The following is a 23,461-nucleotide window of genomic DNA, read 5'->3' on the forward strand; positions in this document are numbered from 1 at the left end:
TGACCAAACCGCGAGGGCGCGGGTCCTGTCAGGCCAGCCGACGGGCACCTGCGGCCGGGGTGACGGGGAAGGTGCGGGGGGTCGCGTAGCCGGCCTGGGCGAAGGCGGTGGTGACGGCGGCGGCGACCTGGGGGAGGGCCTCGGCCTCCACCAGGGCGAGGACGGACCCGCCGAAACCACCGCCGGTCATCCGGGCTCCCAGCGCGCCTGCCTCGACGGCGGCTGATGCCGCGAGGTCGGTCTCCGGGCACGAGACCCGGTAGTCGTCGCGCAGCGAGGCGTGCCCGGCGGTCAGGATGGGGCCGATGGCGGCCAGCTCGCCCGCGTCGAGGTGGGCGACGGCCTGCTCGACCCGGAGGTTCTCCGTCACCACGTGCCGTACCAGCGGCCGGAGTTCGGCGGGAAGCCGGTCGAGTGCGGCGGGGAGGCCGGCCAGGTCGAGGTCGCGCAGGGCGGGCAGCCCGAGCAGTGCGGCGGCCCGCTCGCAGCCGGCCCGCAGTTCGGCGTACGCGCCGTCGCCGAGGTCGTGCTTGACCCGGGTGTCGATGACCAGCAGCCGCAGGCCCTGACCGGCGAGGTCGAGCGGCACCTGACGGCTGGAGAGGTCGCGGGTGTCCAGGAAGAGCGCGCCGCCCTCGGCGCAGGCCGTCGAGGCCATCTGGTCCATCACGCCGCAGGGCACCCCGGCGAAGGCGTTCTCGGCCCGCTGCGCGAGCAGTGCCAACTCGGCGGCGTCCAGCCGGAGGTCGTACAGGTCGCGGTAGGCCGCCGCGACCACGCACTCGAGCGCGGCGGAAGAGGAGAGCCCGGCGCCGACGGGCACGTCGCTGTCGAAGCAGAAGTCCGCGCCGCCCACCTCGTGCCCGGCCTCGCGCAGCGCCCAGACGACCCCGGCCGGGTACTGGGCCCAGCCGGTGACGGTGCCGGGGGCGAGCTCGTCGACCCGCAGTTCGGTGACGGCGCCGTCGCCCTGCTCGCTGTGCAGCCGGAGCACGCCGTCGTCGCGCCGCCGGGCGGCGGCCCTGGCGGTGTACGGGATCGCCAGCGGGAGGACGAAGCCGTCGTTGTAGTCGGTGTGTTCACCGATCAGGTTGACGCGGCCGGGCGCCGCCCAGACCCCGGTCGGGGCGGCGCCGTACGCGGACCGGAAGACGGCCGGCAGATCAGTCAACGTGGTTCTCCAGGGTGAACTGCCAGGCGTCGGCGACGATGTCGTCGAGCTCCGGGCGGCTGGGGCGCCAGCCCAGCGCGTCGTGGGCGCGCTGGGCGGAGGCGACGAGGGTGGCGGGGTCACCCGGGCGGCGCCCGGTGGTGACGACGGTGATCTCCCGGCCGGTGACCCGGCGGACGGACTCGATGACCTGGCGGACGGAGAAGCCGCTGCCGTTGCCGAGGTTGCAGATCAGGTGCTCGCCCGGCTTGGCGGCGCCCAGCGCCAGCAGGTGGGCCTCGGCGAGGTCCGCGACGTGGATGTAGTCGCGGATGCAGGTGCCGTCCTCGGTCGGGTAGTCGTCGCCGTAGACGGAGATGTGCGGGCGCTGCCCCAGCGCGGCCTGGAAGACCAGCGGGATGATGTGCGACTCGGGCTCGTGCCGCTCGCCGTACGTGACGCCGGAGGTGCTCCGGTACGCCCCCGCGACGTTGAAGTAGCGCAGCGAGACGGCGGCCAGGCCGTGCGCGATCGCCTCACTGGTGATCAGGTGGTCGACGGCGAGCTTGGTGGAGCCGTAGGCGCTGGTCGGCGCGGTGCGGGCGGTCTCGGCGATCGGCACCAGCTCGGGCTCGCCGTAGACGGCGGCGGTGGAGGAGAAGACCAGCTTGCGGACGTCGGCCTTGCGCATCGCGGCGACGAGCTCGAGCGAGCCGGCGACGTTGTTGCGCCAGTACTTCTCCGGGTCGGCGACGGACTCGCCGACCTGCGAGGAGGCGGCGAAGTGCAGCACGCCCTCGTAGCTGCCGTCGAGCACGTCGGCGGCGTCCTGGATGCGGCCCTGCACGAACTCGGCCCCGGCGGGCACGGCCTTGCGGAAGCCGGTCGAGAGGTCGTCCAGCACGGTGACCTGGTGTCCCGCCTCCAGCAGGTGTGCGGCGACCACACTGCCGACGTAACCGGCACCACCCGTGACCAGGAACTTACTCATGATGCGACCTCCCGCAGGCGCTGCGCCGCCGCCTCGGGCGACACATCGTTGACGAACGCGTCCATGCCGGATTCGACCCCGGCCAGGAACTTGAGCTTGCCTACCGTACGTCGGATCGTGAACAGCTCCAGATGCAGTGCCAGCTCCTCCCCGCCGAGCACCGGCGCCTGGTGCCAGGCGGCGATGTAGGGGGTCGGCGAGGCGTCCGGCCCGAAGAGGCGGTCGAAGCGGCGGAGCAGTTCGAGATAGACCGGGGCGAACTCGGCGCGCTCGGCCTCGGTGAGCCGGGTCAGGTCGGCGACCCTGCGGTTGGGGTAGAGGTGCACCTCGTAGGGCCAGCGGGCGGCGTACGGGACGAAGGCCGTCCAGTGCTCCCCGGCCAGCACCACCCGTTCGGGGTCGGCGCGTTCGGAGTCGAGCAGGTCCTCGAAGAGGTTGCGGCCGGTGCGCCTCCGGTGGTCGGCGGCGGCGGCGATCATCTTGGCCGTGCGCGGCGCGATGAACGGGAAGGCGTAGATCTGGCCGTGCGGGTGGGCGAGGGTGACGCCGATCTCGGCGCCCCGGTTCTCGAAGCAGAACACCTGCTGCACGCCGGGGAGCGTGGAGAGTTCGGCGGTGCGGTCCGCCCAGGCCTCCAGGACGAGCCGGGCCTTCGCCTCGCCGAGGCCGGCGAAGGAGGTGTCGTGCTCGGCCGTGAAGCAGACCACCTCGCAGCGGCCGACGCCCGGCTCGCGGACCCGAAGAGCGGCCGGGTCCGGGGCGGGGCTGCCGGTGATGTGACCGACGGCGTCCGCCGAGAGGGACGAGAGCGAGGGGAAGCGGTTCTCGAAGACGACGACGTCGTAGTCGGCCGCCGGGACTTCGCTCGTCCGGCCCTCGCGGGAGGGGCAGAGCGGGCACTCGTCGGCCGGCGGGTGGTAGGTCCTGGCCTGCCGGTGGGCGGCGATGGTGACCCAGTCCCCCGTGGCGGCGTCCCGCCGGATCTCGGACAGCGCGCCGGGTGTCTCCAGTGGTCGCGGATCGGCGGCGTCGCGGACCGCTGATTCGTCCGCGTCGTAGTAGATCAGCTCGCGGCCGTCCGCGAGCTTGGTCGTGGTCTTCTTCACGCCCTCCGCCTTCCGTGTCTACCAGCGGGAACATAATCAAACAGAATCCACCACAGGTCAACACCATGGCCGAACATGACAGCACCGAGGCCTCGACGGCGGCCCCAGCGGCACTCCCGGTGGCACCTTCTGTGGACCCTCAGCGGAGGTCGACGCGCTCCAACAGCCCCGTCCGGGCCGCGACGGCGGCGGCCTCCAACCGCGTCCGGGCACCGAGCTTCATCAGGACCCGCTGGACATGGGTACGGGCCGTACTCGGGGCGATCCCCATCCCGGCGGCGATGGCGGTGGTGTCCTCGCCCTCGGCTATCCGCACCAGCACCTGCACCTCACGGTGCGTCAGCATCCGCAGCAGCCGCAGCGCCTCGCCGTCCTGCTCGACCACCGGTCTCAACAGCCGGTCGAACGCCTGCTGGAGCACCTCCACGGCCACCGCCGCCTCGCCCGCCCGGACGCGGGTGATGGCCCGCTCGACCACCTCGATCCGCTCGTCACTGCGGACGTAGCCCGCCGCCCCCGCCGCGAACGCCGCGGCCGCCCGCCCGGGTTCGTCCGCCGGGCCGAGCACCACCACCGCGACCTCGGGGCGCTCCCGGCGCAGCCGCCGTACCGGGTCGAAGGCGTCCGGCCCGCCGGGGCCGTCCACCCCGAGCAGGCAGACCTCGGGGCGCCGCCCGGCGACCACCTCGCAGACCGCGCGCGCGGGAGAGCCCAGCCCGACCACCCGGTGACCGCGCTGCTGGAGGGCCGACGCCAGAGCCTCAGCCAGTAACCGGTGGTCGTCGACCACCACGAGCCGAACGCCCACGGCGCCCTCCACTCCCCGTTGACGCACCATCACAGCGCATCACGGCCCCCGGCGCCAGGTAGCGGGCGGCAGGTCGCTCGAACGGGACCGGAAAAACGAAGAAGGCCCTCGCCGTCCGGCGAGGACCTTCTACATACCGTGGAGCCCCCATGCGGAATCGAACCGCAGACCTTCTCCTTACCATGGAGACGCTCTACCGACTGAGCTATAGGGGCGAACCGGTCGAACGAGGAAGACATTACATGGTCATCCGCCGGAACGTGAAATCGGCCCCCGCCGACAGCCCTAAGCCGCCACGAGGGCCAGATCGCTGCCCCGCGTCTCCGGCAGCGCCCACAGGCAGAGCAGCGAGACCAGGCCGATCCCGGCCAGGTACCAGCCCACCGGCTGGGCCGTCCCGTACGCGGCCGTCAGCCTGGTCGCCACCAGCGGTGCCGTCGCCCCGCCGACCACGCCGCCGAGGTTGTACGTCAACGCCACGCCCGTGTACCGGACCTGGGTCGGGAAGAGCTCCGGCAGGTACGCGGCGATCGGGCCGAAGAGGCAGCCGAGCACCGCCATCGCCCCGCCGATGCCGAGTGCCACCAGCGACGGCCGCCCCGTCTCCAGCAGCGGGAACAGCAGCAACGACCAGAACACGGCGGCGGCGCCCGCGAGTTGCAGCACCCTGCGGCGCCCCAGGCGGTCGCTGCACCCGGCCGTCCACCAGGCCGCCAGCCCCTGCGGCACCGCACCGGCCAGCAGCAGGCCCAGCACCAGCGAGCGCGGCAGCCCAAGCGCGGTGGTCGCGTACGCCAGCGCGTAGGTGGTGGTCAGGTAGAACAGCGCGTACCCCACCATGATCGAGCCGCCGCCCAACGCCACCGCCCGCCCGTGCTCCCGCAACACCGTGACGGCCGGCACCCGGACCGGCTCGGGCCGCCCCTCGAACAGCGGGCTCTCCTCGATCCGCAGCCGGACGAACAGCCCGACGGCCACCAGCGCCGTCGACGCCAGGAACGGCACCCGCCACCCCCACCCCAGGAACGCCGCCTCGCTGAGCCCCTCCGACAGCCCGAGGAACACCCCCGTCGCGACCAGGAACCCGGCGCACGGCCCCAGTTGCAGGTACGCCCCGTACCTTCCCCTACGCCCCGGCGGCGCGTGCTCGGCGATCAGCAGCGCCGCACCGCCCCACTCCCCGCCCAGCCCGACCCCCTGGCAGGCCCGCAGCACCACCAGCGCCACCGGCGCCCACCACCCCCAGGCCGCGAACCCCGGCAGCACCCCCACCGCAGCCGTCGACACACCCATCAGCAGCAGCGACACCACCAGCATCGACCGCCGCCCCAGCCGGTCACCGAAGTGCCCGAACAGCAGCGCCCCCGCCGGCCGGGCCAGGAACGCCACCGCGTACACCGAGAACGCCGCCAGCAGCGCCCCCGCCGCCCCGAGCCCGGGGAAGAACACCCGCCCGAAGACCAGAGCGGCTGCCGTGCCGTAGATGAAGAAGTCGTAGAACTCGATCGCCGTGCCGATGAACGCGGCCAGCGCCACCCTGCGCAGCGCCCCGCCCGACGGGCCGTCAGTGGTCGAAGGATCAGCACCCGAAGCATCATTCATGCCCCCAGCCTGCTGACCCACCGCCCCGCCCCGACAGCCCGCACCCGGGTGAACCAGGCGCGAAGGAGGGAGCCGCGCTCCCCCCTGCGCACGCCGGGAGCTGCTACTCGGCCTGCTCGGCGAGCTCCATCCAGGCGAGCTCCAGCCCCTCCTTCTCCTCCCTGACCTTGCGCAGCTGGGCGTCCAGCTCCGCAATCCTGGAGAAGTCGGCGGCGTGCTCGGCGAGCTGGCTGTGCAGCTTGGCCTCCTGCTGGTCGAGCTTGGCGATCTGCCGCTCGACCTTCTGCATCTCCTTCTTCAGCGCCCGGGTGTCACCGACCGGCTTCACCGGCAGGGTCGCCGAGGCGGGCACCGCCGCCTCGACCATCCGCGCCCGGCGCTCCAGGTACTCGTCGACGCCGTTCGGCAGCATCCGCAGGCGCTGGTCGCCGAGCAGGGCGTGCACGGTGTCCGTGGTGCGCTCGATGAAGAACCGGTCGTGGCTGATCACGACCATCGAGCCCGGCCAGCCGTCGAGCAGGTCCTCCAGCTGGTTGAGCGTCTCGATGTCCAGGTCGTTGGTGGGCTCGTCGAGGAAGAGCACGTTCGGCTCGTCCATCAGCAGCCGCAGCAGCTGGAGCCGGCGGCGCTCACCACCGGAGAGGTCGCCGACCGGCGTCCACTGCTTGTCCTTGGTGAAGCCGAACTGCTCGCAGAGCTGGCCCGCGCTCATCTCGCGGCCCTTGCCGAGGTCGACCCGGCCGCGGATCTGCTCGACGGCCTGGAGCACCCGGGTCGTCGGGTCCAGCTCGGCGATCTCCTGGGAGAGGTACGCCAGCCGGACGGTCTTGCCGACCTTGATCACGCCGGAGGCCGGCTGCACGTCGCCGTCGGTCGCGTACGCGGCCTGCATGGCCCGCAACAGCGAGGTCTTGCCCGCGCCGTTGACGCCGAGCAGGCCGATCCGGTCGCCGGGGCCGAGGTTCCAGGTGAGGTTCTCCAGGAGCAGCTTCGGGCCGGCCTTGACCGTGACGCCCTCCAGCTCGAAGACGGTGCGGCCCAGGCGGGCGTTGGCGAACTTCATCAGCTCGCTCTTGTCGCGCGGCTCCGGCACGTCCGCGATCAGGGCGTTGGCGGCCTCGATCCGGTAGCGCGGCTTGGAAGTCCGGGCGGGGGCGCCGCGGCGCAGCCAGGCGAGCTCCTTGCGGGCCAGGTTCTGCCGCTTGCTCTCCTCCGTGGCCTCGATCCGGGAGCGCTCGGCGCGGGCGAAGACGTAGTCGGAGTAGCCGCCCTCGTACTCGTGCACCTCGCCGCGCTGGACGTCCCACATCCGGCTGGCGACCTGGTCGAGGAACCACCGGTCGTGGGTGACGCAGACGAGCGCGGAGCGGCGGCGCTGGAGGTGCTGGGCCAGCCAGGCGATGCCCTCGACGTCGAGGTGGTTGGTGGGCTCGTCGAGCACGATCAGGTCGTGCTCGCCGAGCAGCAGCTGGGCCAGCGCGATCCGGCGGCGCTCGCCACCGGAGAGCGGGCCGATCACGGTGTCCAGACCCTTGTCGAACCCGGGCAGGTCGAGACCGCCGAACAGGCCCTGGATGATGTCGCGGATCCGGCTGTCGCCGAGCCACTGGTGGTCCTCGCGGTCGGCGATCACCTCGTGCCGGATGGTCGCCTTCGGGTCGAGCGAGTCGTGCTGGGTCAGCACGGCCATCTGGAGGCCGCCGGAGTGCGTGATCCGGCCGCTGTCCGGCTCCTCCAGCTTGGCGAGCATCCGGATCAGCGTGGTCTTCCCGTCGCCGTTCCGCCCGACCACCCCGATCCGGTCCCCCTCGCTGACACCGAGGCTGACACCGTCCAGGAGGGCACGAGTGCCGTAGATCTTCGTGACGGACTCGATGGTGGCGAGATTGACGGCCACTGCAGCAGCGCTCCTGGGATCGACTCTTCGGGGAGTGCCCCGACCTCCCAAGAGTAGTGCGCCTAGCCAGGCAGGACGGCGGCCCCCGGGACGGGCCCGTACGTCGGGTGGGCCGTGCGGCAGGTGCCGGAGGCTTCGAGGGCGGCGGCCAGGGCGGCGGCGGCCTCGGCGCTGTCGGTGAGGAAGGCGCAGGTCGGGCCGGAGCCGGAGACCAGGGCGCCGACGGCTCCGGCGGCCGTGCCGGCGGCGAGGGTCGCGGCGAGGGCGGGGCGCAGCGAGAGGGCGGCGGGCTGGAGGTCGTTGGTGAGCGTCTCGGCGAGGGCCTTCGGGTCGCCGGTGGTGAGGGCGGCGAGGAGGGCCGGGGAGGCGTCGGGGGTGGGGATGTCGGTGTCGGTGGCGCCGAGCCCGGCCTCCTCGCGGAGGCGGTCGCACTCGCGGAACACGGCCGGGGTGGAGAGCCCGCCGTCGGCGACGGCGAAGACCCAGTGGTAGCTGCCGGTGACGGGCAGCGGCTCCAGCAGCTCGCCCCGGCCACGGCCCAGGGCGACGCCGCCGAGCAGCGCGAAGGGCACGTCCGAGCCGAGTTCGGCCGCGAGGTCGTGCAGGGTCGCGGCGGGGGTGTCGAGGCCCCAGAGGGCGTCGCAGGCCAGCAGCGCGGCGGCGGCGTCGGCGCTGCCGCCCGCCATGCCTCCCGCGACCGGGATCGCCTTCCTGATGTGCAGGTGCACGGCCGGCTCGGCGAGGCCGTGGTGGGCGGCGAGCAGCCGGGCCGCGCGGGCGGCGAGGTTGCTGTCGTCCAGCGGCACCTGGCCGGCGTCGGGGCCCTCGCAGCTGAGCGTCACCCCGGCCGTCCCGGGCCCGGCGGTGACCTCGTCGCCGAGGGCGACGGCGAAGAAGACGTTCGCCAGGTCGTGGAAGCCGTCGGCCCGCAGACCGCCGACCCCGAGCTGGACGTTGACCTTGGCGGGCACCCGTACCGTGACCGTCACAGGACGGGCGCCTTCGGCTTGTGCTCGGCGATCGCCGCGAACTGCTCGACCGTCAGCATCTCGCCGCGCAGCTTGTGGTCGATCCCGGCGCCCGCGAGCGCCTCCTCGGCGGCGGCCGGGGAGCCCGCCCAGCCGGCCAGCGCGGCGCGCAGCGTCTTGCGGCGCTGGGCGAAGGCGGCGTCGACGACGGCGAAGACCTCGCGGCGGGTGGCCGTCGTCCTCGGCTGCTCGCGGCGGATCAGCGAGACCAGGCCGGAGTCGACGTTCGGCGCGGGCCAGAAGACGTTCCGGCCGATCGCCCCGGCACGCTTCACGTCGGCGTACCAGTTGGCCTTGACCGACGGCACGCCGTACACCTTGTTGCCCGGCTTGGCGGCGAGCCGGTCGGCGACCTCGCTCTGCACCATGACGAGCGTGCGCTCGATGCTGGGGAAGGTCGCCAGCATGTGCAGCAGCACCGGGACGGCGACGTTGTACGGCAGGTTGGCGACGAGCGCGGTGGGCGGCGGGCCCGGCAGCTGGGTGACCTCCATCGCGTCGCTCAGCACCAGGTCGAAGTCCTTCGCCCGCGCGGGCAGCCGGGCGCCGATGGTGGTCGGCAGGTGCTGGGCCAGCAGCGGGTCGATCTCCACCGCCGTGACGTGCGCGGCGACGTCCAGCAGCGCCAGGGTCAGCGACCCGAGCCCCGGGCCGACCTCGACCACCGCGTCCTCGGCCGTCACCTCGGCCGCCCGGACGATCCGGCGCACGGTGTTGCCGTCGATCACGAAGTTCTGCCCACGCTGCTTGGTCGGCTTCACGCCGAGCGTCGCCGCGAGTTCCCGGATGTCCGAGGCGCCGAGGAGGTGGCTGTCAGGGGTGCTGGGGTCGGTGCTGCTCACCCGCCAAGGATACGGGGCTCACGTACTGGGACGTCGCCGCCGGGGGCTGACGCGTCAGTACGAGAAGGCCCGCGCCGTGTTGGCCGCGATCGCCGTCGAGAGTTCGTCCTCGTGGAGGCCGAGGGTGGCGGCCATGCTGCGGACCGTCACGGGGATGAGGTACGGGGCGTTGGGGCGGCCCCGGTAGGGGTGGGGGGTGAGGAAGGGGGCGTCGGTCTCGACCAGGACGCGGTCGAGGGGGGTGGCGAGCAGGGCGTCCCGGAGGGGTTGGTTGGCCTTGAAGGTGACGGGGCCGGCGAAGGAGAGGTACCAGCCGTGCTCGGCGCAGGTGCGGGCCATGGCGGCGTCGCCGGAGTAGCAGTGGAAGACGGTCCGCTCGGGGGCGCCCTCCGCCAGCAGGACGGCGATGACGTCCTCGTGGGCGTCCCGGTCGTGGATGACGAGGGCCTTGCCGTGCCGCTTGGCGATCTCGATGTGGCGGCGGAAGGACTCCTTCTGGATGTCCACGCCCTCGGGGCCGGTACGGAAGTAGTCGAGCCCGGTCTCGCCGACGGCGCGGACCTGCGGCAGCGCCGCCAGGGCGTCCATCTCGGCAAGCGCTGCGTCCAGCGCCTTCGCACCCCCGGCGGGCCGCTGCTGCCCTGACCAGCCGTCGGGGTCGCCGAGGAAGATCCGCGGCGCCTCGTTGGGGTGCAGCGCGACGGCCGCGTGGACGGCCTCGTACTCGGCGGCCAACTCGGCGGCCCAGCGGGAGCCGGGCACGTCGCAGCCGACCTGGACGACGGTGGTGACCCCGACCGAGGCGGCCTTGGCGAGGCCCTCGGCGGGGGTGCCGGACTGCATGTCCAGGTGGGTGTGCGAGTCCGCGACCGGCACCGCCAGCGGGGCGGGCAGCGGCGGGGCGGTGGTGTCCTTGGTGTCCTTGCTGGCCATCAGACGCTCGGCTTCTCTTCCAGACGGGGGAAGAGGATCTCCCCCTTGGTGACGGTGGTCCCGGCCGGGAGGCGGCCCCAGTCGGCGGTGGTGGCGATGGTCTGCGCCGACAGCTCGCCGAGCGAGGCGGTGGCGCCGAGCGACTCCCAGAGCTTGGCGGCGGAGACCGGCATCACCGGGTTGAGCAGCACGGCGGTGGCCCGCAGCGCCTCGGCGGCGGTGTAGAGGACGGTCGCCAGCCGGGCCTGCCCGGTCGCCGACCCGTCCTTGGCGACCTTCCAGGGCTCCTGCTCGGTGAGGTAGCCGTTGACCTGCTTCACGAAGTCGAAGACCGCCGCGAGGCCGCCCGCGAAGTCCAGCTCCTCGCCGATCTTCCGGTCGGCGGTCGCCACCGCCACGGCCAGCCCGTCGGCGACGGCCTGCTCGGCGGGACCGTGGTCGGTGGCCGCGGGCAGCGTGCCGTCGAAGTACTTGCCGACCATCGCGGCGAGCCGGGAGGCGAGGTTGCCGAAGTCGTTGGCCAGCTCGGAGGTGTACCGGGCGGTGAAGTCCTCCCAGGAGAACGAGCCGTCGGTGCCGAACGGGATGGCCCGCAGGAAGTAGTAGCGGTAGGCGTCCACGCCGAAGTGCGAGGTCAGGTCCTGCGGGGCGACACCGGTCAGGTTGGACTTCGACATCTTCTCGCCGCCGACCATCAGCCAGCCGTTGGCGACGACCCGCTTCGGCAGCGGCAGCCCGGCGGCCATCAGCATCGCGGGCCAGATCACCGCATGGAAGCGCAGGATGTCCTTGCCGACCAGGTGCACGGCGGCCGGCCAGAGCTCGGCGAAGCGCTCCGGGTCGGCGCCGTACCCGGCGGCGGTGAGGTAGTTCTGCAGCGCGTCGACCCAGACGTACAGCACGTGCTTCTCGTCCCAGGGCAGCGGCACGCCCCAGTCGAAGGTCGACCGCGAGATCGAGAGGTCCTGTAGGCCCTGCTCGACGAAGCGCAGCACCTCGTTGCGCGCGGAGGCGGGCGCGATGAAGTCCGGGTTCGCGGCGTAGAACTCCAGCAGCTTCGGCCCGTACGCGGAGAGCCGGAAGAAGTAGTTCTCCTCCTCCAGCCACTCGACCGGCCGCTTGTGGACCGGGCAGAGCTTCTCCCCGTCGGAGGCGCCCGGCAGCAGCTCGGCGGGGAGCTTGTACTCCTCGCAGCCGACGCAGTACGGGCCCTCGTACCTGCCCTGGTAGATCTCGCCCTTGTCGTGCAGGTCCTGGACGAACTCCTGCACGCGGTCGGTGTGCCGCTGCTCGGTCGTCCGGATGAAGTCGTCGTTGGCGATGTTCAGGTGCTGCCAGAGCGGCTTCCAGGCGTCCTCGACCAGCTTGTCGCACCACTCCTGCGGGGTGACGCCGTGCGCGTCGGCCGTCCGCATGATCTTCTGCCCGTGCTCGTCGGTACCGGTCAGGTACCAGACCTTCTCGCCGCGCTGGCGGTGCCAACGGGTCAGCACGTCCCCCGCGACGGTCGTGTACGCGTGGCCGAGGTGCGGCCGGTCGTTCACGTAGTAGATCGGGGTGGTGACGTAGTACGCGCGCTGATCCGTTGTGGCCGCCATACCGGAAATCCTAGCCAGCCGGGCGGCCGGGCACGGACCGAGGGGCGCCCGGTGGCCCGGCCGTCAGGCGGAATTGCGGAACAGGAAGGAGTACCAGCGGCGGCGCGGTGCGGCGTGGCTGCGGCTCGGCGGCGGGGTCGGGTCGGCGGGTTCGGCGTGCGAGGGGTAGCCGGGCGCGGTGTGCAGGGAGCTCTCGGCCGTGGCGACCCGGCCCTCCCGCATGATCCGGACGGTGTGCCCGCCACAGCCCGGACAGGTCGGCTTGAGCAGCGGCGACGGCACCCTGACGCCGTTCGCGTGGTACTCGATCAGCACGCGGCCGTCGCGGGCCTTGTGGTGCTCGATGTCGTACGCCTGCTCCCAGCCGTAGCCGCAGCTCAGGCAGGCGAAGGAGTACGCCTCCCGGACGGTCTCGACGGGGGTGTGCGGCCGGGTGGTCAGGCCGACGCCACTGACGGGCTGTACCGCGTTGCCACTCAGAGGGCTACCGATGGTCTCGCTCATAGCCGTCTCCCAGCGCCCTCCGGACGTTCGTCCGGCTCGGGTCTTCCAATCCAGGGAATGCCCAGGTCGCGCACTCCGCCACCCGGCTTGCCAAGACTTGGGGTCGAATTGGAGATGCCTGTAGGAAAGCCGGGCCAAAGCTTCGCCCAGGCGGCGTTTACGGAGTGCTCCCTACCAAGGTACGACCGGGCGGAGCCTGCGGCACCCTCTTGATCGGCAGTCGGTCAGCGGTTGGTCTTGGCCGCCACGACGGCGGCGAAGACGTCCCGCTTGGGCAGCCCGAGCTCCAGCGCGACGGCGGCGATGGCCTCCTTACGGTGCTCCCCCGCGTCCTCCCGGACGGCGACCCGACGGGCCAGCTCCGCCGGGGTGAACTCGTCCGGTGCGGCGGGCGGGGCGCCAGCCACGACCACCGTGATCTCGCCCCGGACACCGTCGGCGGCCCAGGCGGCCAGCTCGGCCAGCGGGCCGCGCTTGACCTCCTCGTACGTCTTGGTCAGCTCGCGGCAGACGGCGGCCGGGCGGTCCGGGCCGAAGGCCTCGGCCATCGCGGTGAGCGCCTCGGCGATCCGGTGCGGGGCCTCGAAGAAGACCATGGTGCGGGGCTCGGCGGCGACCTCGGCCAGCTGCCGGGCCCGGTCGCCGGTCTTGCGCGGCAGGAAGCCCTCGAAGGTGAACCGGTCGACCGGCAGGCCGGAGAGCGCCAGCGCCGTCAGCACCGCGGAGGGCCCGGGTACCGCGGTGACCTTCACCCCGGCCGCGACGGCCGCGTCCACCAGCCGGTACCCCGGGTCCGACACGGACGGCATCCCGGCATCCGTCACCAGCAGCACCCGGGCGCCGCCCAGCAGCGCCTCGACCAGCTCCGGCGTCCGCCCGACCTCGTTGCCCTCGAAGTACGACACCACCCGCCCGGTCGGAGTCACCCCCAACGCCTGCGTGAGACGGCGCAACCGCCGCGTGTCCTCCGCCGCGATCACGTCCGCCGAGCCCAGCTCGGTCAGCAACCGGGGCGGAGCGTCCGAGACGTCGCCGATGGGAGTCCCTGCGAGTACCAGTACACCTGTCACAGACCCCATCCTCCCAGCCCGCGGGGCGCCCGTTCCCCGCGCGCCCGGCGGGGGCGGAGATTGGTGACGAACCGGGCAGCTTCGGAGCAGCCCATTGCCTGCTCACGGGGCGCCCCTACGATGTGGCGGGTGAGCGGCGACCTGGGAACTGAGACGCCTGGTGGCGTAGACCATTCCGAGCGGGGTGGGGTGGATCTGCTGAGCGTGGGCGAAGTGCCCGCGCCGGGCGGGCCCCTCTGGCGGCGTGGGCTGGAACGGTTCGGCTACCGGGAGGCCGGGCGGGCGGCGGCGGGCGAGGTGCTGGTGCCGCCGATGGCCGTGGGCGCGCGGGTGGTGCCGGGGCTGCCGTACGGGCTGGTGGTCTGGTTGGTGCGGTGGTCGGGGTGGCTGGGGCCGCTCGCGGTGGCGCTCTTCGGCGGGCTGCTGCGGTTCGCCAACCTCGGGCAGCCGCACGCGATCATCTTCGACGAGACGTACTACGCCAAGGACGCGTACTCGCTCTGGCACGCCGGCTACGAGACCAACTGGCCGGAGGACGCCAACACCAAGATCCTCTCGGGCGAGGCGGTGCCCTTCCGGATCGATCCGTCGTACATCGTGCACCCGCCGGTCGGGAAGTGGCTGATCGGGGCGGGCGAGTACCTGTTCGGGATGAACCCCGTCGGCTGGCGGTTCGCCGTCGCGGTGCTCGGGACGCTGTCGATCCTGATGATCGCCCGGATCGGGCGGCGGCTGTTCCGCTCCACGCTGCTCGGCTGCGTCGCGGGGCTGCTGCTCTCGGTGGACGGGCTGCACTTCGTGATGAGCCGGGCCGCACTGCTCGACCTGGTGGTGATGTTCTGGTTCCTGGCCGCCTTCGGCCTGCTGCTGCTGGACCGCGACCGGACGCGGGCGCTGATCGCCCGGCGGCTGGAGACCGAGCCCGGCGGCGAGTGGTGGTTCCTCGGGTGGCGCCCGTACCGGCTGGCCGCCGCCGTGGCGATCGGGCTGATGGGCGCGACCAAGTGGAGCGGCATGTACGCCCTGGTCGCCTTCTGGCTGCTCGGCGTCTGCTGGGACGCGAGCGCCCGCCGGCTCGCCGGGGCCCGCCGCTGGTGGCTGTTCGGCATCTGGGACGCGCTCTTCGCCGGGCCCGTGCTGCTGCTGGTCTCCGCCTCGGTGTACGTCGCGAGCTGGACCGGCTGGTTCCTCAGCAGCACCACGCCGAACCAGGGCGGCTACGGCCGCGACTGGGCCCTGCACCGCGCCGGGCTCTCGCCCGACCACGTGCTGGGCGTGAAGATGCCCTTCCAGGTCGACCTGACCTGGGTGCCGGACGCGCTGCGCAGCCTCTGGCACTACCACTCGACGATGTACGACTTCCACACCCACCTGACCAGCCCGCACACCTACCAGTCCAACCCGTGGAGCTGGCTGGTGCTGGGCCGGCCCGTCTCGTACTTCTACGAGTCGCCCAAGCTCGGGCAGAGCGGCTGCCAGGTCGCCGAGTGCGCCCGCGAGGTGCTGGCGATCGGCACGCCGCTGCTCTGGTGGACCGGGATCGTCGCGATCGCGTACTGCCTCTACCGCTGGGCGCTGCGGCGCGACTGGCGGGCCGGGGCGATCCTGTGCGGGCTGGCCGCCGGGTACCTGCCGTGGTTCGAGTACCAGCAGCGGACGATCTTCCTGTTCTACGCGGTGGCCTTCGTGCCGTTCCTGGTGCTCGCCGTGACGATGCTGCTCGGGGCGCTGATCGGGCCTGCTCGGGCCTCGCGCGACCGGCGGGTGATCGGCGCCACGGCCGCCGGGGTCATCGTCCTGGCGATCATGTGGAACTTCCTGTACTTCTACCCGCTGTACACCGGGCAGACGATCCCGATGGACGCCTGGCGGGCGAGGATGTGGTTCACCAGCTGGATCTGACGGAGCTGACGGAGAGCGCGCGGGCCGGGCCGCATTACGTACCAGTACGGTGACAACCGGGCATCGGATCGTGGGTATGCCCACGGAGCCTGCCTAGGGTGTCCGGAGCACTTCTCGCAGGGACTCACGGGGGATGGACACGATGCACAAGGGCATGAAGATCGGCGTGGCGGCGGTCTGTACCGGCATGCTGGCCGTCGCCGGGTACGGCGTCTACAGCTTCGTCGACACCGGCAGCAGCACCAAGACCGCCGACGCGCCGAAGGAGCGGACGGTCGTCGCCGAGCCGCCCGGCGCCGATCTGGCGGCGGCCGGCGAGAAGGCCTTCCTGGACGCCTGGGCCAAGGGCGATCTGGCAGGCGCCTCCGCGCTCACCGACAAGCCCGAGGCGGCGCTCACCGCGCTCACCGCCTTCCAGAACAACGTCAAGCCGAGCGCCCTGACGCTCACGCCCGGTGCGGCCCCGACGACGAGCCCGTCCCCGACGGCCACCGCGTCCAGCAGCGCGTCGGCGGCTCCGGCCCCCGCCGGGCAGGTGCTGCTCGGCTTCAAGGCCAAGGCGGAGTTCGCGGCCACCGCCAACGCCTGGACGTACGACGGCCTGCTCGGCGTGGTGAAGATGAGCGACGGCACGGCGGCCGTGCACTGGGCGCCCAGCGTCATCCACCCGCACCTGGACAGCGGCGAGACCATCACCGTGAAGCCGATCTTCGCGCAGCCCGGCACGGTGCTGGACCGCAACGGCAAGTCGCTCAAGGGGTACGCCTCGCTCGACCCGCTGCTGGCCAACTTCAAGAGCCAGGCGGCCGCCAACCCCAGCGACGCCGGGCAGGGCGTGGTGATCACGGACGACTCCGGCGCCAAGCCCGCCGAGCAGCTCTTCGCCATCACCGACCCCAAGCCGGCCGCCTCGCTCAAGCTGACCCTGGACGTCAACCTCCAGCGCGCCGCCGAGGACGCGGTGAAGAAGCAGGCCGGGCACACCGGGATCGTCGCGATCGAGCCCAGCACCGGCGGCATCCTGGCGATCGCCAACAACCCGGCGAGCTACAACTGGGCCTTCCTCAGCGCGCTCGCCCCCGGCTCGACCATGAAGGTGATCACCGCCGCCGCCCTGCTCGAAGCAGGCGTGAAGCCGGACGCCACGATGGCCTGCCCGGCCGACTTCACCGTCTCCGGGCAGCACTACAAGAACGACTTCGCCGAGCCGCACCCCGAGTACACCTTCCTGCAGGACTTCGCGCAGTCCTGCAACACCGCCTTCATCCAGCAGGGCCTGAGCACCCTCAAGGGCACCGAGCTGGCGGACACGGCGAAGCAGGTCTTCGGTCTCGGCCCGGTCTGGAAGACCGGCCTGAAGCTCGCGCCCCCGAAGGTGCCGGCCCCGACCACGCCGAACCAGCGGGCCGCCGAGTTCATCGGGCAGGGCACCATCACGATGAACGCCCTGAGCATGGCCTCCGTCGCGGCGACCGTCCAGAACGGCACCTTCCACCAGCCGACCCTCACCGCGGGCGCCGAGCAGCAGCCCGCCGACCGTCAGCTCTCGCCGGGCACCCTCGACGCCCTGCGGTCGATGATGCGGCTGGTCGTCACCGGCGGCACCGCCGCCAACGTCCCCGGCCTGCCGAGCGGCACGGGCGCCAAGACCGGCACCGCGCAGGTCAACAACCAGGCCACCGACAACAGTTGGTTCACCTCCTTCAGCGGCAACCTCGCGGTGGCCGCGACGGTCGAGGGCGGCGGGCACGGCGCAGCTGCCGCAGGGCCTGCGGCGGCAGAGGTGCTGTCGGTCGGCAACCGGTAAGACGCAACTGACGAGCCTCCAGGGGCGCGGGGAACTGCGCGAAACGGGAGAGACGGCGCCGTACCTTCCGATTTCGCGCAGTTCCCCGCGCCCCTGGAGGCTCGTCAGTGCTTGGCGTAGACGGCCGGGACGTTGTCCGTGGCCGGGTGGGACTTGCCGGTGGGGCCGGCGGCGAAGGTGCGGAGGAGGTTCTCGGTGACCTTCTGGGTGAAGGCGCCGGCGTGGGCGTCCATGCCGTGGTCGCCTCCGCCGCCGGGGCCCTGGGCGTCGAGGGCCTCGACCCACCGCATGGTGCCGCTGGCGAAGACCCCGGCGCCGCTGGGCGCCGAGTAGTACGCGGTGTCGGCGAAGCTGTGGCGGCCCTCGCAGACCACCGGGGAGTGGGCCAGGATCTCGATCGGATGCGGCGTCGGGAAGCCGGTGTTCACCCGGTCGTACTCGACGCCGACCAGGTGCGGGAAGCTGTCGCCCTGCTTGGCTCCGGTGCCCTGGAGGAGCCAGTGGCCGGGGTTGGTGACGACGTACGGCGCGTCCACCGGGTACCCGTCGTAGATGACCCCCAGCAGTGAGCTCTCCGGGTCGGCCCCCGGGGCGGAGCGGAAGTCGGTGGTGGCGGGCTTGCCCGCCTTGAACCCCGGGTCGTCCTTGTAGGCGGCCTTGTAGCAGACCACCATGCGGTCCGGGCCGAGCGGCGTGGGCTCGAACCGGACCCGGCGGAAGCAGCAGTTCGCGCCGAGGATCGCGATGTTGGTGCCCGCGTCCCGGGCCGCCGTGATGTGCTGCCGCTGCTCGGGCGACCAGTACTCGTCGTGGCCGAGCGAGAGCACCGCCACGGCGCCGTGCAGCGCCGCCGGGTCGGCCGCGACGTCCACGCCCGTGGTGTACGCGAGGGGGATGCCGAGCCGCTCGGCGAGGGCGATCAGCGGCGCCTCGTACACCAGGAAGAGCCCGGCGCCGTCGTCGTACTTGTACGGGCGGTCGAAGGTGACCTGGAGCGAGCGCGTCGGGAGGCCGCCGGTCGGGCCGTTGTAGAGGTTGTAGCCGCCCCACTCGTTGTACGCCTGCCAGGTCGCCACCGCGTTGACGACCACCGTCCGGCCCTCGGCGGAGCGGGAGCGGACGGTGACCGGGACGAAGCGCTGGCCGGTGCCGTTGTCGGTGTCCAGCCGCAGCAGGTAGCAGCCCTCGGGCCAGTCGGTGGTCGTGACGGTGGTGCTCCGCTGCCAGTCGGTGCGGACCGTCCGGGTCTTCTGGTCGACGCTGAACGTGGGCTGCTTCTTCCCCGCGATCCGGTCCGACTTCCAGACCAGGCGGGCGCGGGCGCCGCCGTACCAGCCCATCCGGTACGCCGAGACGGTGAAGCCGGGGGCCGTGGTGGAGACGTGCAGGCCGAACGGTTCACCCGGAAGGACGCTCACCCGGTCGGCGAAACCCTCGATGGCCTGGGCCGGGCCCGCCTTGGTGACCTGCCAGTCGGCGTTGCCGGCCTTGGCGTTCTCGCCCTGCACGGTGGCGGCAGCGCCGGTGCCGGTGCCGGTGGGCGCCGGGGTGTCGCTGCTGCTCCCCGCCCTGGTGGACAGGCTCGCCTTCACGTCGTCCCCCGGGCCGCCGCACGCGGTCAGGCCTGCGGCCGCCGCCGTGCCGACGGCCAGGCCGAGAAAACGCCGCCGGTTGGTGCCCTGTCGTCCGCCGCTCACGCTGCGCCCTTCTCCCCGCTGATCGTCTGCCGGTCCCATCGTTCCACGTGACTGTCGGCCTCCGACCCGCTCGCCGCGCGCGGCCAGAGCACCAGGACGGCCGGCAGCGCGAGGTAGCCGAACCGGCCTGCCGGGGCCAGCAGGAAGGCCAGGGTCAGGCCGAAGGCGAGGCGGTCGGCGGCGGCGACGGCGGTGGCCGGGGGGTGAGTGAGCGTGCGGAGGGTGACGGCCAGGGCGGCGAGGACGAGGAGGCCGAGCGAGACGGCGTGCCCGGTCGGGCCGAGGTCGGCGAGCAGCTTGCCGGGCAGCGGGCTGCCCGCCGGGGTGGGCACGGTGGTGAGGCCGAGCGGGAAGCGCACGGCCTGCTCGCCGAGCACCCGGGCGTGGGTCAGGGCGAGCGGCAGCAGGACGGCGAGCGAGGCGAGCAGGGTGGTGGCGACGCCGAGGGCGGCCCGGCGCGGGCCGTACCGGCGGTGCAGCAGCAGGGCGAGGACGGGGAGGGCCGGCCAGGCCGTCCACTTGAGGGTGCAGGCGAGCGCGAGGACCAGACCGGCGGGGACGCTGCGGCCCCGGGCGGCGAGCGCCGGTGCGAGGGCGAGCAGCCCGATCAGCGGGAGGTCGACGCCGCCGACGGCGAGCGGCAGCGCGATCAGCGGCGAGGCGGTGAGCGCGGCCAGCGGGAGGAGGCTGCGCCGCCCGCCGAGCAGGCGGCCGCAGGCGAGCAGGCAGCCCAGGAAGACCAGCGCGAACCAGACCCGGGCGTCCCCGGCCAGCAGGTGGGCCGCGCCGACGTTGCCGAGCCAGGCCCGGGGCAGGCCGAAGAGCGTCATCATCGGCAGGTACGGGTTGTAGTCGCTGGCCAGCACGGGGTGCGCCAGGTACGGCACGCCGGTGTGCACCAGCAGGTCGGCGGAGCGCTCGACCACCATCACCTCGGACTGGCGGCGCTCCTGCACGGAGAGCAGCACCAGCGGGGCGAGCACCGCGCCGATCAGGGCGACGGCCGCAGCGGCCGGGGCGGCGGCCCGCCGGGGCAGGGTGAGCCGGAGCAGCCCCGCCAGCGCGTACGAGGGGGCGGCGAGCGCACCCCAGACGGTCTGGTTCGGCCCGGCGGCGGCGAGCGGGAAGACGGCGGCCCAGCAGGCCGCGAGCCCGCAGCCGACGGCCTGGACCCCACGGCCGGTCACGTCGGGGAACCGTACGGTCACCATGGGTGCAGCGTAGGAGCGGGTGGGCCCGATCGGTGGGAGGCCCGCCCGCCCCTTGGGGGCTAACGGGACGGCGTCAGCTCGGGCTTCGGCTGGTTGAGCTTCGAGTGGCGGATGCCGTAGCCGAAGTAGACGGCGGCGGCGAGCACCAGGGCGATCCCGAAGAAGAGGAACGTCAGCGGGTGCAGGCCGTAGATCAGGTAGGCGCAGAAGCCGACGCTGAGCAGCGGCGTGACGGGGTAGCCGGGGACCTTGAAGCCGCGCGGCAGGTCGGGCTGGGTGCGGCGCAGGACGAGCACGCCGACCGCGACGACCGAGAAGGCGACGAGGGTGCCCAGCGAGGTCAGGTCGGTGAGGACGTCGAGCGGTACGAACGCCGCGAGGGTGGCGACGGCGACGCCGACCACCAGGGTGTTCCAGACCGGGGTGCCGGTGCGCGGGGAGAGCTCGGCGAACTTCTTCGGCAGCATGCCGTCGCGGCCCATCGAGTACAGGATGCGGGTCTGGCCGTAGATCACCACGAGGGTGACGCTGAAGATCGAGATGATCGCGCCGAGCGCGAACATCATGGCGGGCCAGCTCTGGCCGGTGATGTCCTGGAGGATCTGGGCGAGCCCGGCCTCCTGGCCGTCGAAGTGCTGCCAGGGCTGGGCGCCGATCGCGGTGATCGCGACGGCGACGTACAGCAGGGTGACCACGACCAGCGAGATGATGATCGCCAACGGCAGGGTGCGGCGGGGGTTCTTGACCTCCTCGCCGGCGGTGGAGACGGCGTCCAGGCCGATGAACGAGAAGAAGATGCTGGACGCGGCGACCTGCACCCCGCCGATGCCGAGCGGCATGAACGGGCTGAGGTTGCCGGAGTGGAAGCCGGTCAGGCCGATCGCCACGAACAGCACCAGGATGACGATCTTGATGGCCACCATGGTCGCGTTGACCTTGGCCGACTCGCTGACGCCGCGGATCAGCAGGAAGACCACCATCGCGACCAGCACCACGGCGGGCAGGTTGAAGTACCCGCCGTCACCGGGCGGCGCGGCCATCCAGTCCGGGATGGTGAAGCCGAAGGCCAGGTCGAAGAACTTGTTCAGGTACTGCCCCCAGCTGACCGCGATCGCGGAGGCGGAGACGCCGTACTCCAGCAGCAGGCAGACCCCGACGCCGAACGCCACGCCCTCGCCGAGCGTCGCGTAGGCGTACGAGTACGAGGAGCCGGAGACCGGGATGGCGGAGGCCATCTCGGCGTAGCAGAGGGCCGTCAGCCCGGCCGTGACGGCGGCGATCACGAAGGAGAGGATCACCGCCGGGCCGGCCTCGGGGACGGCGCTGCTCAGCACGAAGAAGATGCCGGTGCCGACGGTCGCGCCGATGCCGATCGAGGAGAGCTGCCAGAGCCCGATCGAACGGCGGAGGTGGATGCCGGACCGGCCGCCCTCCTCCGGCGCCCCGGCGGGCAGGGCCTCGGGCGAGCCGCTCTCGGCGATCAGGCTCTCGATCGGCTTCCGGCGGAGCAGGCGCGCCCCGAGGGGCGTGGGGGTAGTCAACGCGGTGTTCTTTCCAGGCGGGGAGGTGTCAACCGGGCGAAATGGGACAATACCCCGCGAATGCACCGGTCGCGCAACCGGTGACCGGCGGATTCAGCCTGTTCGGCCTGCGAAGGTCAGCCGGTGAAGAGGTTGCGGCCGACGTCCTTCGGGACGACGTCCTGCACCGGCTTGCTGTCCGGCCCCGGTGCGTGGGCACCGGGGACGGGCGCGTCGCCGACCCGGTGCAGCAGCACCACGCCGTCCTCTGCCCAGATCTGCCGGTAGCCGTTGGCCAGCAGCAGCCGGACCCGGTCGGCCTGCTGCTGGGCGGACTGGAACGGGAAGGTCCGGACGGCCGGGCGGATCAGCACGTACTCCCGCCCGCGCGGGGTGCCGTCCACCAGGACGGCGTCGGTACGGCCGGTCAGGCGGGGCACGACCTGGTTGTCCGCCTCGACCGTCGCGCCGTCGGGTATCTGCTCGGCCGCCCGGACCATCGCCGCGCCGCTGGTCTTCGGCTGCCAGCTGGTCGGCAGCAGCAGACCGCCGATCCCCAGCGGCACCGCAGCGACCAGCGAGCAGGCCGCCACCGTCAGGCCCAGCACCTGGACTGTGCGGCGACCGCGCGGCCGGGCGTGCAGCCGGCCGAGCACCTCCAGCGTCGCGGTGAGCAGCACCGGCCAGAGGAAGGCGTCGTAGTGGTGCGCGATCGGCCAGTGGTTGGGGTTGTCGGAGAGGATGCGCTCGGTCAGCAGCGGCAGGGCGCAGAGCGTGGTCGCGGAGCGCAGCGGCAGCAGGAGCAGCGTGCCGAAGAGCCAGAGCACCAGCAGCGGCTTGACCGGGGTGCTGAACGCCGACGCCAGCAGCAGCGACGGATCGGCGAGGACGTTGTGCAGCGCCGAGCCCGCGTCCGGGCCCAGCGAGCCGTAGTTCCAGTAGTAGCCGGGCTGCCCGCCCATCGCGGGTATCAGCCAGGCGATCGCGGCCCCCGCCGCGACCGGCCCGCCGACCAGCAGGCCGGCGCCGTACCCGAGGCCCCGGCCGTCACGGCTGCGGCGGCTGCGCAGCACCAGGACGAGCCCGTACGCGCCTACCAGCAGGCCGAGGTCCTCCTTCGTGCAGCAGAGCAGCAGCGCGGCGAGGGCCATGGTGCCGTAACGGCGGGCCATCCCCCGTTCGAACATCAGCAGTGTCAGCGGGACGGCGAACGCGACCTCGTGGAAGCCGCCCTTGGCGGCGGTGAGCAGCGGCCAGCCCAGCGCGTACACCAGGCCGGTCAGGTCGGCGGCCCGGCGGGCCGTCAGGGGGCCGCTCCGGTCGAAGCAGCGCAGGGCGATCCGGCGAGCGAGCGGGACGCCCGCCGCGAAGAGCAGGGCCTGGCCGAGCATCAGGGTGCGGGGGTCGTTCCACAGCCAGTAGAGCGGGGCGAGCAGCGCCAGGACCGGGGAGAAGTGGTCGCCCAGCAGCGAGAACCCGGGCGGGAACTCGTGGTGGTAGCTCTTGACCTCGGAGATCGGCAGGCCGAAGTGCGCGTAGCCCCGCACGCCCTGGTCGAATATCGAGAGGTCGAAGCCGCCGATCTGGACGGCCGTCCACTGCTGGAGGCCGAGGGCGAAGCTGACGGCGGCGCAGAGCAGCATCAGCAGGAGGGTCCGCTGCCGGGCCCGCCCCGGTGGGGCGGCGGGCGGGGTGGCTGCCGGTGCGGCCTTCGGCGCCGCTTCGGTTGTCGCTCCCCTGGACGTGGGCATGACGGTCGGTCCCCCCGGGTCTGACAGCCCGAGCCGGACGGCCC

The 23,461-nt window shown here is 72.8% G+C and carries 18 protein-coding genes and 1 tRNA gene; 2 read left to right on the plus strand and 17 right to left on the minus strand.

Going from position 1 to position 23,461, the window contains the following annotated elements; translation table 11 throughout:
- Positions 1 to 28 precede the first annotated feature (28 nt).
- The 13 genes from galK to rsmI all read right to left on the minus strand — a co-directional run bounded on the left by galK (position 29) and on the right by rsmI (position 13,529).
- The gene (gene galK / locus ACR68M_RS12825; protein ID WP_441250597.1) at positions 29 to 1,171 is read right to left on the minus strand and encodes a galactokinase; all 1,143 of its coding nucleotides are present in this window, start codon (positions 1,169 to 1,171) and stop codon (positions 29 to 31) included.
- The gene (gene galE, locus ACR68M_RS12830) at positions 1,164 to 2,141 is read right to left on the minus strand and encodes a UDP-glucose 4-epimerase GalE (protein ID WP_441250598.1); all 978 of its coding nucleotides are present in this window, start codon (positions 2,139 to 2,141) and stop codon (positions 1,164 to 1,166) included. Before galE ends, galK begins: the two co-directional genes overlap by 8 nt.
- Positions 2,138 to 3,247: a galactose-1-phosphate uridylyltransferase gene (gene galT / locus ACR68M_RS12835; RefSeq protein ID WP_441250599.1), complete on the minus strand. Its 1,110-nt coding sequence runs from the start codon at positions 3,245 to 3,247 to the stop codon at positions 2,138 to 2,140. Before galT ends, galE begins: the two co-directional genes overlap by 4 nt.
- 139 nt (positions 3,248 to 3,386) lie before the next feature.
- Positions 3,387 to 4,055, minus strand: coding sequence for a LuxR C-terminal-related transcriptional regulator (locus tag ACR68M_RS12840; RefSeq protein ID WP_441250600.1), 669 nt, complete (start codon positions 4,053 to 4,055; stop codon positions 3,387 to 3,389).
- A gap of 139 nt (positions 4,056 to 4,194) precedes the next feature.
- Positions 4,195 to 4,270 (minus strand) — tRNA-Thr (locus ACR68M_RS12845).
- 70 nt (positions 4,271 to 4,340) lie between these two features.
- Positions 4,341 to 5,657 (minus strand): MFS transporter, encoded by a 1,317-nt coding sequence (locus ACR68M_RS12850; protein WP_441250601.1) that lies wholly within the window; start codon positions 5,655 to 5,657, stop codon positions 4,341 to 4,343.
- Between the two features lie 103 nt (positions 5,658 to 5,760).
- Entirely contained in the window at positions 5,761 to 7,554 is a 1,794-nt protein-coding gene (locus ACR68M_RS12855) for an ABC-F family ATP-binding cassette domain-containing protein (RefSeq protein WP_441250602.1), read from the minus strand.
- Positions 7,555 to 7,616: 62 nt separating this feature from the next.
- Positions 7,617 to 8,543, minus strand: coding sequence for a 4-(cytidine 5'-diphospho)-2-C-methyl-D-erythritol kinase (locus ACR68M_RS12860; RefSeq protein WP_441250603.1), 927 nt, complete (start codon positions 8,541 to 8,543; stop codon positions 7,617 to 7,619).
- Complete coding sequence (gene rsmA / locus ACR68M_RS12865) at positions 8,540 to 9,424, minus strand: 16S rRNA (adenine(1518)-N(6)/adenine(1519)-N(6))-dimethyltransferase RsmA (RefSeq protein WP_441250604.1); 885 nt, start codon at positions 9,422 to 9,424, stop codon at positions 8,540 to 8,542. Before rsmA ends, ACR68M_RS12860 begins: the two co-directional genes overlap by 4 nt.
- A gap of 54 nt (positions 9,425 to 9,478) precedes the next feature.
- Positions 9,479 to 10,357: a TatD family hydrolase gene (locus tag ACR68M_RS12870; RefSeq protein ID WP_441250605.1), complete on the minus strand. Its 879-nt coding sequence runs from the start codon at positions 10,355 to 10,357 to the stop codon at positions 9,479 to 9,481.
- Complete coding sequence (metG, locus tag ACR68M_RS12875; protein ID WP_441250606.1) at positions 10,357 to 11,955, minus strand: methionine--tRNA ligase; 1,599 nt, start codon at positions 11,953 to 11,955, stop codon at positions 10,357 to 10,359. Before metG ends, ACR68M_RS12870 begins: the two co-directional genes overlap by 1 nt.
- Before the next feature lie 63 nt (positions 11,956 to 12,018).
- Positions 12,019 to 12,459, minus strand: a complete 441-nt coding sequence (locus ACR68M_RS12880; protein ID WP_441250607.1) for a hypothetical protein — start codon at positions 12,457 to 12,459, stop codon at positions 12,019 to 12,021.
- 224 nt (positions 12,460 to 12,683) lie between these two features.
- On the minus strand, positions 12,684 to 13,529 hold the full coding sequence (rsmI, locus tag ACR68M_RS12885; protein WP_441250608.1) for a 16S rRNA (cytidine(1402)-2'-O)-methyltransferase: 846 nt from the start codon (positions 13,527 to 13,529) through the stop codon (positions 12,684 to 12,686).
- Positions 13,530 to 13,649: 120 nt separating this feature from the next.
- On the opposite strand from rsmI, the gene ACR68M_RS12890 reads away from it, so the two are divergent.
- Both ACR68M_RS12890 and ACR68M_RS12895 read left to right on the plus strand, forming a co-directional pair.
- Positions 13,650 to 15,431, plus strand: a complete 1,782-nt coding sequence (locus ACR68M_RS12890) for a dolichyl-phosphate-mannose--protein mannosyltransferase (protein WP_441250609.1) — start codon at positions 13,650 to 13,652, stop codon at positions 15,429 to 15,431.
- 133 nt (positions 15,432 to 15,564) lie between these two features.
- The gene (locus ACR68M_RS12895) at positions 15,565 to 17,238 is read left to right on the plus strand and encodes a penicillin-binding transpeptidase domain-containing protein (protein WP_441250610.1); all 1,674 of its coding nucleotides are present in this window, start codon (positions 15,565 to 15,567) and stop codon (positions 17,236 to 17,238) included.
- A gap of 104 nt (positions 17,239 to 17,342) precedes the next feature.
- Here ACR68M_RS12895 and ACR68M_RS12900 read toward each other — a convergent pair whose 3' ends face one another.
- From ACR68M_RS12900 to ACR68M_RS12915, 4 genes are all read right to left on the minus strand, one after another.
- Positions 17,343 to 18,974, minus strand: a complete 1,632-nt coding sequence (locus ACR68M_RS12900; RefSeq protein ID WP_441250611.1) for a N,N-dimethylformamidase beta subunit family domain-containing protein — start codon at positions 18,972 to 18,974, stop codon at positions 17,343 to 17,345.
- Complete coding sequence (locus ACR68M_RS12905; protein WP_441250612.1) at positions 18,932 to 20,146, minus strand: hypothetical protein; 1,215 nt, start codon at positions 20,144 to 20,146, stop codon at positions 18,932 to 18,934. Before ACR68M_RS12905 ends, ACR68M_RS12900 begins: the two co-directional genes overlap by 43 nt.
- A gap of 59 nt (positions 20,147 to 20,205) precedes the next feature.
- The gene (locus ACR68M_RS12910) at positions 20,206 to 21,687 is read right to left on the minus strand and encodes an amino acid permease (protein WP_441250613.1); all 1,482 of its coding nucleotides are present in this window, start codon (positions 21,685 to 21,687) and stop codon (positions 20,206 to 20,208) included.
- A 116-nt stretch (positions 21,688 to 21,803) separates the two neighbouring features.
- The gene (locus ACR68M_RS12915; RefSeq protein WP_441250614.1) at positions 21,804 to 23,417 is read right to left on the minus strand and encodes a DUF2079 domain-containing protein; all 1,614 of its coding nucleotides are present in this window, start codon (positions 23,415 to 23,417) and stop codon (positions 21,804 to 21,806) included.
- Positions 23,418 to 23,461: the final 44 nt, after the last annotated feature.

It is taken from the genome of Kitasatospora sp. McL0602 (assembly GCF_052076145.1).
Taxonomy (GTDB): Bacteria; Actinomycetota; Actinomycetes; order Streptomycetales; family Streptomycetaceae; genus Kitasatospora.